The organism is Blautia sp. OF09-25XD, assembly GCF_003482095.1.
In the GTDB taxonomy this organism is placed as follows: Bacteria; Bacillota; Clostridia; order Lachnospirales; family Lachnospiraceae; genus Fusicatenibacter; species Fusicatenibacter saccharivorans.
On record NZ_QUMG01000033.1, the window covers coordinates 1 to 11400 of the forward strand.

Here is an 11400-nt window from a genome sequence, read left to right on the forward strand (position 1 = left end):
TAGCTCCGGTTATAAAAAAGCCATATGACAGTAAATAACCCTGACGTTATAATAAAAAAGCCATATGACAGTAAATAACCCTGACGTTATAATATATTTACTGTTGTAAGAACTATTAATCATAAGATACAATTTAAATAGCCCTGGGAAAATACACATTATTATTGTTTGAAATAATATTCTAGCACAATAACTTCCACATATCTTTTTTCCCTCTTCATCGGTTAAATGTCTCTGCTTTACAATTTCTTTTGTACACGTGGCAACTGAATAAGATAAATTGCTCCAAAAAACACATACTCCAATCACATAATAAAATCCAAAAGAAAATGTTACAAATTTATCCATATAATCTTCCTCGTACTATTACTGGCCTCATTGCGTAAGGTGGTCAGACCCTATAAAGTTCCACCATACTTTTTTATTTGAGCAAACGGTCACTTTGTCTGGTGTCAAATTCTTATTTTTTCAAAATTCCGTTCTTGAGCGACTTCCGGTCGAAAAGTGCTTAGATCATTAAATCCTTTCCACACCTTCTGATTCGCGCAGTAAGGACACCCGCTTGTCTTCTTAGATATTATCTTATTAGGTGATGCTTCCCAACGATGGCCAAACTCACAAATCCAGCTTACTTTTTTTCACTACCATATGGCCATCTTTCTGGATCTTCTACATTTTCTTTATCCCATCGCACCAAAATATCTTGTCAGTCATGTTCCATACACCATTCTTTTAAGGATTTTCCATTCACGTTCCTTTATTCCAAACCTCATACCCCTGCCGTCTCGCCGAGTCATACACCGGTTGCATATTCTTCTGTAAAATATTATAAAACTGCTCCCGTGAATTTCCCTTGCAATACAATTCTCTTCCAGCCCAGATAGAATGTAAATTATCTCGATAGCATCCTTCAAACAATTTATGTATTCCCGGCTTTTCATGAATAAACCCATACAGCAAATACTGATTCTCAGTAAATCTTTCAAAAAACGGATCCCATTTCGGAAGCTTATTACTTTTCGCCGAATTCAAGGAAGAATCCATCGGCATCAAATTCCAAAGTTCATCGTTCATGACAAACGACCATGGAATAAAGTGATCTACATCATATGCTTTTGGCGCGACAACTTCTCCGGTAAACACGTCTCTAACTTCCGTCAGTTCCAGAATACCCTCCCATAGTTTCCGCACATGATTCAATTTCCGCATTTTCTCATCCATCGGCGCCAGTTTATATACAAGACCTGGAACTTCTGGATTATTGTTTTGCAACCATTTGACCTTTTCATATTGAATCCATCCGAGAATCGATACCGTGTTATCCTGAATCATCTTTGTCCAAGATGGCTGAAAATATATTTCTTTTTTGAGCTTACTCCCTGTTCCCAGTGTATACGGTAATATCACAACGTGCTCATTAATTCTCTCAATATATTCCGTCATTCGCCGTACGCTTCCCCAATCTGCTGGTTCTTCCGCTCTATCAAAAAATCCTGCAAGAGCTCTGTACGGAACCATATTGGTGAGCTGCTCTTTTAATGTTTTCAATTCCAGTGCATACTTTTTAATCGCATTTTTAATTTCTACCTTGGATGCATTTGCAGGCAGATTGCTGAGTTCTGATAATTTACTTACAGCTCTCTCCAATCCATCTTTTACTTGTCCATCGATTGGCATTCCGCTCAGATGGATGTGAAACTCGCGGACCGAGTACCATGCATTGCAAATCATTTCATCGATCACCGCATCAAAAGTGGTTTCTTTTACGCCTTCCGCAATAAGCTGGACAATCGCTTCCAACCAATAAAACTTGTAACAATAGGACGGATCTTTCATCATGTGTGAAAACCCTTCAATATCTAATGTATTGTAATATTTCCCATCCAGTTTCAAACTATATCCGATTTTTGAAGTATCAAATTCAACCACTTTTCCTCACTCCTACCCGGACGGACATCTTTCGATATCCAGTATTCTACTATCTTTATTTCTGAAAAGTCTTTTATAAATGCCGCAAAAGAATTTTCTGTAAAATCGGTATAATATCGTTCTTCACGATATCCCTCATATTCTCCATACTTGAAGGAAGTATAAATATATCCTTCTTTCTTTAGGGCACGCATCATTTTATATAGAACATCTTGTAATTCGTCTTTCGAAAGATGTAAGATAGAAGAACACGCCCATATCCCCTCATACTTATTTACGAACGAAAGTTCCGAAAATAACATTTTTTTCACTTCAATTTTGACATATTCTCTGGTAATTTTACAAATTTCTTCCGATCCATCTACCGCATCGACACGATAACCTTTTTCCAGAAAATATTTGCTATCGCGTCCAGATCCACAGCCAAAATCCAAAATATAAGAGCCGGCCGAAAGGCAGGAAAGAAACTTACCCTGTACGGAATGGAACTCAACACTCTTTGTATTTTCAATAAATTTAGTCGCATTTTGATTATAATATTGCAGTGTATTTTCGTCCTGCTCTGTAAATTTTTTTGTTTGCTCCAAGGTCATAGTTTCTTTCCACCCTCACTCATTTTTCTACTCGACAGCACTTTTTGTGAAATATGTCCTAATTTTCTGTTCCTACATTCCTTTTCTAATTTCCTCTATCAATGTAATATCTGCAGGTAACCATTCTACTTCGTTCAGTTTTTCTTTCGTCAACCACTTTGCCGCTTCGTGTTCTTTCAATACGAGATCTCCATTTAAAACTTCACACCAAAAACAATCCATAGAAAGGTGAAATGCCGGATAGTCATACTCAATTGTATCAATATATTCTCCCACTTCTATTTCTGTATCCAATTCCTCCATAATTTCTCTTTTCAAAGCCTCCTGTGGTGTCTCGCCTTTTTCAATTTTTCCTCCCGGAAATTCCCAGCCGCCTTTAAATTCTCCATAACCTCTCTGGGTTGCAAAAATGATGGATTCTCCTGTTTTATTTACTGCTTTTATTACTGCTGCAACAACTCTGATTGTTTTCATTTTACTTTTCCTCCATTGTTTTTCCACTCTGCAAATATCTCAATAAATCTTCTCTTACTGCTGTTTGCATTTTAAATTTTAATTTACAAATCGGTTTTAATACGCCTCTATTATTTTTCTTTTCCGCTTCATGAGCCTCCAAGACATCAAATTCTCCCATATAGAAAAAATTGTTTTCTGCATCCGTCTTTTGAACAAAAAGATGTTTTCTTGGTGTATTTAAAACCTTATCCATATATGCACCATCTAACTTTTTATCAATTTGGGAATCCCATCTAAAAATTACGTTGTCTACGAATTCATCCGCATAATCAGGCTTTCCATCAACATATTCTTTTTCTTCATCTGTGTTTTCTTCTTTATGATACGTGACAAAAATGAAAACATCGTCTCCTAATTGCGACATTCCATACATTGTTGACGACAAATCTTTGCCTGCATTCATAAGCAAACTAACATCTCTTCTTGAGTATTTTTCATAAAGTACAAATGGCACTCCATTTCTATATGGTTTTGCGTACTTATCTTGATATCTGGCTAAACCAACAGCCACAATGTCCTGGACCTGATCATAAAAATCCTTATGTGCCAGGCGTTCTGTATAACTTAAAATTCTCTTTAAACGATTCTCTCCATCTGCTTCCAGAATATCAATCTGATAAAACTTCTCTCTTTCCGTGCTGTTTGTGACAAATTTTCCTTTCAGAACATCACATGCAAGATCAATCTTTTGCGTTGTTATCTCATAACCATATCGCTCTTTGCAGCTATCAATAACTTCAGAATATGTAATTTGATTTTTTTCTAAAAACAATCGCAAAATCTCCAATTCATCTGGTCTGACACCGCTTAATATCGTCTTTGACAAATATTCCAGTGTTGTCTTTTCCTGTTCTGACAACCGAAACAGCTGCTCATTTTTCTCCATTTGTTCTGCAAAAGAATAATAAGTTTTGTATTCCTTAATAATTACAAGAGGATCCATCTCCGCGTTTTCATAAAAATCCAAAAGCATTGGACGTCTTCCGAGACGGTTTTTCAGATTAACGTATCCTTCTTTCATCAATTCTTTCAAGGTGCTTGGTTTGATACAGTCAATCGCATGAAAAATCTTTTCTTTTGCTATTTCATCAAAATGAATGGTAGATGCTCCCGGAATGGTACTATTTCCACTGATAACATATTTCCGAATCACATCCGCATTATAGGTATTGTCTCCGGATAAAGCGACTGGAATCATAAAATTATTGTTGTAATTTCCGATAAAATCCAGAATCACTACATATTCTTTTCCTTCCGCCTTACGCAGCCCCCGTCCCAATTGTTGGATAAATACAATGGGCGATTGTGTAGGCCGAAGCATAATGACTTGATTGACTTCAACAATATCAATGCCCTCATTTAAAATATCTACAGAGAAAATATAATCCAAGGGCTGTAATTCATCCGTTGCATCCTCTTCCCTCATAGCTAAACGTTCAAATGCCGTTTCTCGAAGCTTTTGCGGCGTTTCATTACTAAGTGCAAGCGTTCTATAACCGCGTTCATTGAACATTCTCGATAATGTTTCACATTCTTTATTTCTACTACAGAAAATCAATCCCTTCACACGTTCTCCGCTATAGCTATAATATTGCGCCTGCTCAATGATATGGTCTACGCGTTCTTCACTTGTAAGAAGATTAAAATCTTTTTCTGTAAGGTTCTTTCCTTTAGATGTTTTATCATCTATCAATGCAATATCACTGATTCCAAAATAATGAAATGGACACAGCAAGTGCTCTTCCATTGCTTTCTGTAATCGAATTTCATGTGCTATTTGATGATGGAAAAGTTCATAGACATTTCGCCCTTCTATATGATCATCCCGTTTATCCGGCGTAGCTGTCATACCTAAAAATAACTGTGGTTCAAAATAGTTCATTACTTTCTGATAGGTATTCGCTGGACTATGGTGTGCTTCATCGAGAATGATACAATCAAATGCATCTTTTTCATATTGGAACAAATGTTGATCTCTATTTAGCGTCTCTACCATAGCAAATACAAAATCACAGCCATATTCGTGTTTTCCATCGCCTACGATGCCCATAGAGACAGAATTATTAAACACTCGTTCAAAAGACTTCTTGGCTTGTTTGGCTAACTGCGCCCGGTGGACAAGAAATAATACTCTCTTAAAACCTAATTCACGCATTGCAAATGCTGATGCATATGTTTTTCCAGTTCCCGTAGCCGAAATCAATAATGCTCTTTTCTCACCCTTTTCAATGATTTTTCGAAGATTAACAATAAATTCTTCCTGCATGGAATTCGGCTTTAATTTATATTTTTCAAAAGACGGAATCCTGTCTTTTTTAGCCTCTTCTCGTTGATGTTTGATGATCTCGTAGCGTGCTTTGTAAATTTCATAAAAGGTTTCAAAATCCAAAGCATACTCCGAATTCCAAAACGAATTGAATTCTTTTACAATCTCACTTGCTACTTCACCCTGCACGGTCGATATAATCTTTGTATTCCACTCTATGTTGCTGGTAAGCGCTGCACTTGTCATATTGGAACTGCCAAGGATAATTCTATAAACCTCTTCTTTTTTGAAAATGTATCCTTTGGTATGAAATCCATTATCGGCAGCTTCCACATCATACATTTTTAGCGTAATATTTTTCAATTCATTCAGTTTTGCCAACGCTCTTGGCTCACTAAAATCTAAGTAGTTCGTTGTAAGAATTTGCCCCGGGATTCTCTTTCGCTCGAGTTCTTTTAACGTCTGCAGGAGGGGCGTAATTCCTCCCATTGTGATAAATGCCACACTAATCTGGAATTGTTCACAGCGAAGTAACTCTTCTTCAATAGAAGAAATAACTTTTTTACCCTCTTCTGGATTGTTTGATATAAAACTCGGTTTATATTCCAGATTTGAAGCAAGATTTCCATTGATATAGGCTGCTTCCAACCCTTGATTTATGTTTTGTATTATTTCTTCTTTCACCGTTTCATCCTCTCTGTTCTAACTTTAAATTGTAACGTATTTGACTTTACAATTCAAATTTTTTCATCATTTTCCAGTTTTTACCATGCTTTATAACGTCTCCTGATACGCCCGATCAATCAGCTTCTTTGCCTTCTGAAAATCTTCTGCCGTCTTGATTGACACTTCTAGCTCCCCCGTTCCGTAATGTCCAATCCCGCGGGTATCTCTTGTGAATCCTTCTTCCAGTTCAACAGTGTCCGGGTCGAGTTTCATTCGGAGCAGGATCTGTTTGTTATAAATTTCAATGCAGAAAATGTTCTGCACTTTCTTATAGGCCAAATACAGCTTCAATTGGTTTGGAACAAGATCGTCTCCCAGCGATTCGATGTAGTCACAAAGCGCCGTATATAATGTTTTGAAATGGCTGCTTGCTGATGACAGCTTCTCTAAATGTGTTTTCTGTGTGTATGTACTACTTGTTGTTGAAATGGTTGATGTTTCCGTTACTGGCTTTGCCACCGGTGTGTTCAGATGTTCAAACAGCAACAGATCTTCCCCATATTTCCGATATTTCACCAACTTGATATTCCTCTGCATCTGATTCACTGCATGCACGTCGTATTTCGTAAAATCATTTGCAATACAAATCACACAAGGCACCGACCAATCAATCTGGTCTGCTACTTCCATACCCAGTTTTTCAATCACAAGCAGTTTGAAATCCGCTTTGTGATCCAAAAGCCAATCCAGATAAAATAGTCCTTGATTAATTACATTCTCACTCGTGCTTCTCTTGTATTCGAAAATCACCGGGCTGTTATTTTCATCAATTCCAATACTGTCCATTCTTCCCGAAGTGATCGCATATTCACTTTTCAGAAAGCGAACGCCAAAAAATGTCTCCATATTCTGCTCTATCGTTGTCTGCAATTGTTTTTCCAATAATACCGTGGAAGAGGTGCGCTCTTTCACAACAGTTCCGATTTCAAAAAGTTTTATCTCCGACACCACATATTCTCCTGTTCCTGTCTATTTTTTAATTACTCTCCATTTTTCAAAAATCCACCAAATAGATCCCAATCCCAATTTCCGTAAAATCCCCTCTATGCTCAATTGTCGTTATTTTTGCCTTCAGCAGTTTCCCTGCATCCATCAATCTTGCAAATACTACATTATCTTTTTTCGGAATATACCCCAGTTTTCGCCTCTCGTTCGTAAGAACCAGAATCGCATTCTGATCAAATCTATTGTCCTCGCGCTGAAGAAGCAGATCATCTTCCTCTTTTATTTCACCCAAAACGCTCTGATCTTCCAGATGTGTCGTTCCCGCCACATAGGAATTAAACAAATAAATTTCTCTAACCAGTGGTTTTAAAATTTCTCCCAGTTCATGATTGTCGATCAGGGATACTACCCCGCCTTTGTTAATCTCTAATTCATCCGCCATAGAAAACTCACCCCATTTTTCATCATCTGTTCCAGAAGCTGATCCAGCTCCTGCTCATATACCCTATATTCTTCCAGTTCTTTTTGTAACTCCCGCTTCTTGTTTTGAACCGCTTCCTGATCCTGCAGAAGGAATCGATATTGGTAAGGATTCGTCTCTTTGATCTTCTGAATCTGCTCCTTTAATTTTTCTATCTTTGTGTCGATATCCTGTATTTTGATTTCATTCTCATCCAGATGATGGTCTGCCAGAAATTTATTTACCAAAACTTCCGCCTCTTCCAGCTCCTCCAGATCATTCGCGCGGTAAGAAACTACAATTCTCTGCCATAATTCTTTCAGTTCCGGTATCTCATTTGTTTTCGGATTCATATCCGGATGGATCTGTTTTGCAAGTCTGCGGTACAATTTTTTTATTTTTGCCGCGGTTTCTTCGCTGATGGTTTCTCCACTGTGTGCAATCTCATTTTCCTGTATCATTTCAGAAAGTTTTCGATTGTACTCTTTCATTTCCTGTGACAGATAGTTCTGCAGTTCCGCCTGATCCACCGGTTTTCCACGATTGACGGCCATCTGGCAGAAAGATATGGTCTTTTTCTTTTTGATGCAGGCTATTTTCTGTTCAAATACCGCTGTGATCAGATTGCCAAATTCAGCCAGATATCTGTTCTTCCAGGCATACGCTTCTTTTCGCAGCTTATCCCTTAAAAATAATAACGTTTCATATTCTGAATATCTGTTATCTGTACTTTTTATGATTTCATCCATTACCGTCTCTTTGGACCTTTCTTATTTTGAAATATGCTTAATATGATTATAGCGTACTGTTACCTAAAATACCATTCCAAAAAGAAAAGGCTACAGCTCCACGCAAGCCGTAACCTCTTCTCTAATCTCTCTTCTATTTCCGATACACATTCTTCCCCCGTGCAATCACTTCCTGAATCTCTAGTCCCTGATCCAGTACGCAAAGATCCGCATCATATCCTTCCCGGACCTTGCCTTTTCCTTTCAGTGACAGGATCTCTGCCGGGTTTGCCGTAATCGTCGAAATTGCGGTTTCCAGCGGAATTCCCGCTTTCTCCACGCATTCTTTTACTTCTTTCAACAAACAGCTCGACTGGCCCATACCCATCCGCAGGAATTCTCCCTTCTCATTAAAGATCGGCAGACTGCCCTGACCGTCGGATGAGATGGTGATGTGTTTCGGGTTCACGCCTGCATCCAGCATGCGGCGGATTCCTTTGCACACGCGGACTTCATCACAGACAGTTTCCCAGTAATCGATCTCTTCATTTCCGGTGAAATCGACCGCACCGCCCTTTACGGCGTATTCAATTGCCTTCTGGAACAGCTTCTCGTTCCGGTTGACATGGGTCGGGAGGAACTGGCTGGCCGGGATTTCGGTTTCGCTGATGACGCGTTCGATCAGCTCCATACATCTTGCACCGTCGCCAAGGTGGACATTGATCACTCCCGCTTTCCCGGAAAGAACACCGCCGAGGCGCGTGTCTGCTGCCAGTCGGGCGAATTCTTCGAAGGTCGGCTGTGAGGATCGGTGGTCCGAGATGGCGATTTCGCCGGTTCCGATGATTTCTTCTATCATCATGATATCTTTCGTAATTCCATCCGTCAGTGTACGCACCGGAACCTGATAGCTGCCGGTGTAGCACCAGGCGGACATGCCCTGCTCCCGGAGGCCTTTTGTTTTTGCCACGAGCGCGCACATGTCACGGCCAATGCCGTCAGTTCCGAGGCAGCCGACAACGGTTGTCACACCGAACTTGTTCAGGCCTTCCATCGTCGCTTCCGGGGTGCGGTTGGCAAAGCCGCCCTCGCCACCTCCGCCGAGCACGTGAACATGGCAGTCGACAAAGCCAGGTGTCAGGACAAGTCCGGTTCCGTCTACGGTCTCCGCGCCAGAGAGCAGGCCGTCTGCCGTTATCGTGCCGGCATCTGCGATCTTGACAATTTTATCATACACCGTAAGAACGTCTTTTCTTCCGAGGTATTCCGGCGCATAGACGTCTATATTCTGAAATAATATCATTTTCTCTCACTCCTCTTAAAATCCAATGGCAACCGCAATCAGAATCGTAATGACTGCTCCAATCATCAGTATACCTAAGAATTTCCACATGAATTTGATCCAGTTCGACCACTCGATCTTTGCAATCGCCAGGGAGCCGATCAGACAGCCGGAGGTCGGGACGATCAGGTTTGTGAAAGCATCACCGAGCTGGAACGCAAGGACGGATGTCTGGCGGGATACGCCGAGAAGGTCCGCGAGCGGTGCCATGATCGGCATGGTGATCGCCGCCTGGCCGGAGCCAGACACGACGAAGAAGTTGAAGACCGACTGGAACACGTACATCAGCACGGCTGCGGCTGCACCGGAAAGATCGGCCAGGGCCTGTGAGATGCCGTACATAATGGTGTTGATAACGGTCGGGGTGGTCGGATCGGAACCGCCGAGCACCTGCATGATGCCCTGTGCCATCGCCACAACGAGTGCCGCGCCGATCAGGTCTTTTGCGCCGTCTTTAAAGGAAACGGCAATGTCGTTCACTTTCATGTCGTTCAGATGGAAAATGACACCGATCACACCAGCCACGATTCCCATGATGAAGAACTGGGTTGCGATTTCAGCCATGTAATAGCCTTTTGCCATAACGCCCCAGATGACCCAGACAACGGTAACAGCCAGTGTCACCAGAACTAAGATATGGCCGATGCCGAAGGAATGGCCCTCGTCGATGCCTGTTTTTTCGTTCTGATCACGGAAATACTGGTCGCTTTCGTAGGCAACAGAGATTTCCGGGGTCTTTTTGACTTTTGCTGCATAGAACATGGTCATGCCGCAGCCAAGAGCGGTGAATACGACCCACATTACCATACGGAAACCTGCGCCGGAGAAGACGTCAACGCCGGCGATTCCCTGTGCGATTCCGACGGAAAACGGGTTCATCCAGGAGGATCCGAAGCCGATCTGTGTTGCCACGTACGTAACGAGCACGGCAATGACGGTGTCGTATCCGACAGCAACGAACAACGGGCAAAGGATCATCGTGAACGGAAGGGCCTCTTCTCCCATTCCGAACACGGCTCCGCCGAGGGAAAACAGGACGAAAAGGACCGGAATCAGCAGTTTTTCGGCTCCTCTTGCCTTGCGGATCAGGCCGATCAGGCCCGCCTCAACGGCTCCGGTGCGGATCATGATGCCAAAAGCACCGCCGACTACCATCAGAAATGCGATGATTTCGATAGCGGAGCTGCTGATAATTCCGTTATACATGTAATTGAAAAATCCGGTTCCGCCGTCGCCGCTGAACAGTGCAACACCTTCTGTGACCGGTTTTCCTGCAGCATCGGTCAGATACTGGAAGCTTCCGTCTTTGATGACGGTACGGGTCTTTTCTACCCCGTTCATCAGGTACGTGACATCCTCCGTCTCGTAATAGCCTTTCGGGACGAGGAAGGTCATGACGGCCGCGATAACTACCACAAAAAAGATGATAATGTAGGTATCCGGCACGTTAAATCCCCTGTTGAATGATTTCAGGCCTTCGCCTTTCTTTTTGCTCATATTTTGAGATTTCCTCCATTTGATATTCTATTCTCGTTTTTAACGCGCATGGATTAGTGTACCATAGATCATAGAGGAAAGTCACTGAAAAAATCAAAAAAGTAACAGAAAAATTTTCCATTCGGATTTTTCTGCCTGCTGTGTGCAATGTCATGCATAACGTGATTGTATAGAAAGACAAACAATTTCTTTTTGGGTTTCCTGCTTCCCGTCTCTTATGCTATACTTGGAAGGTTGTTCTAACAGTAATACAAATCTAATACAGAAAGCGAGCTTGATCGAGTAGGAGGCGGCTTTCGCCGCCGACCTCTCACACCACCGGACATGCGGTTCCGCATCCGGCGGTTCAGTTAACTTAACATCTTGTTTGACAAAAATATTCCTCTGCTGAGAGTAAC

The 11400-nt window shown here is 41.4% G+C and carries 10 protein-coding genes and 1 pseudogene; all 11 read right to left on the minus strand.

Translation table 11 applies throughout. The features are described from left to right. Positions 1–452: 452 nt before the first annotated feature. Positions 453–626 (minus strand): annotated as a pseudogene (locus DXA93_RS21080) (zinc-ribbon domain-containing protein); the annotation flags it as partial. 121 nt (positions 627–747) lie between these two features. Further along, positions 748–1929, minus strand: a complete 1182-nt coding sequence (locus DXA93_RS18070) for an HNH endonuclease domain-containing protein (protein ID WP_243025944.1) — start codon at positions 1927–1929, stop codon at positions 748–750. Next, positions 1890–2522, minus strand: a complete 633-nt coding sequence (locus tag DXA93_RS17275) for a class I SAM-dependent methyltransferase (RefSeq protein WP_118719072.1) — start codon at positions 2520–2522, stop codon at positions 1890–1892. The genes DXA93_RS18070 and DXA93_RS17275 overlap by 40 nt, the downstream gene beginning before the upstream one ends. Before the next feature lie 72 nt (positions 2523–2594). Further along, a complete protein-coding gene (locus DXA93_RS17280; protein ID WP_055221463.1) occupies positions 2595–2996 on the minus strand; it encodes a (deoxy)nucleoside triphosphate pyrophosphohydrolase in 402 nt (133 codons plus the stop codon). Position 2997: 1 nt separating this feature from the next. Then, a complete protein-coding gene (locus DXA93_RS17285) occupies positions 2998–5988 on the minus strand; it encodes a DEAD/DEAH box helicase (RefSeq protein WP_118719070.1) in 2991 nt (996 codons plus the stop codon). 90 nt (positions 5989–6078) lie between these two features. Next, positions 6079–6978 carry a DUF5655 domain-containing protein gene (locus DXA93_RS17290; RefSeq protein ID WP_118719068.1) on the minus strand — a complete coding sequence of 300 codons (900 nt, stop codon included), beginning with the start codon at positions 6976–6978 and terminating at the stop codon, positions 6079–6081. Positions 6979–7024: 46 nt separating this feature from the next. After that, positions 7025–7417 carry an HIRAN domain-containing protein gene (locus DXA93_RS17295; RefSeq protein WP_118660840.1) on the minus strand — a complete coding sequence of 131 codons (393 nt, stop codon included), beginning with the start codon at positions 7415–7417 and terminating at the stop codon, positions 7025–7027. After that, positions 7402–8184 carry a hypothetical protein gene (locus tag DXA93_RS17300; RefSeq protein WP_118719066.1) on the minus strand — a complete coding sequence of 261 codons (783 nt, stop codon included), beginning with the start codon at positions 8182–8184 and terminating at the stop codon, positions 7402–7404. Before DXA93_RS17300 ends, DXA93_RS17295 begins: the two co-directional genes overlap by 16 nt. Before the next feature lie 133 nt (positions 8185–8317). After that, positions 8318–9466, minus strand: coding sequence for a beta-aspartyl-peptidase (gene iadA / locus DXA93_RS17305; protein WP_118719064.1), 1149 nt, complete (start codon positions 9464–9466; stop codon positions 8318–8320). Positions 9467–9481: 15 nt separating this feature from the next. After that, on the minus strand, positions 9482–11002 hold the full coding sequence (gene yfcC, locus DXA93_RS17310) for a putative basic amino acid antiporter YfcC (RefSeq protein WP_118719062.1): 1521 nt from the start codon (positions 11000–11002) through the stop codon (positions 9482–9484). Positions 11003–11152: 150 nt separating this feature from the next. Continuing rightward, on the minus strand, positions 11153–11400 hold a 248-nt coding region (locus DXA93_RS18090; protein WP_207667069.1), incomplete at its 5' end, for a hypothetical protein.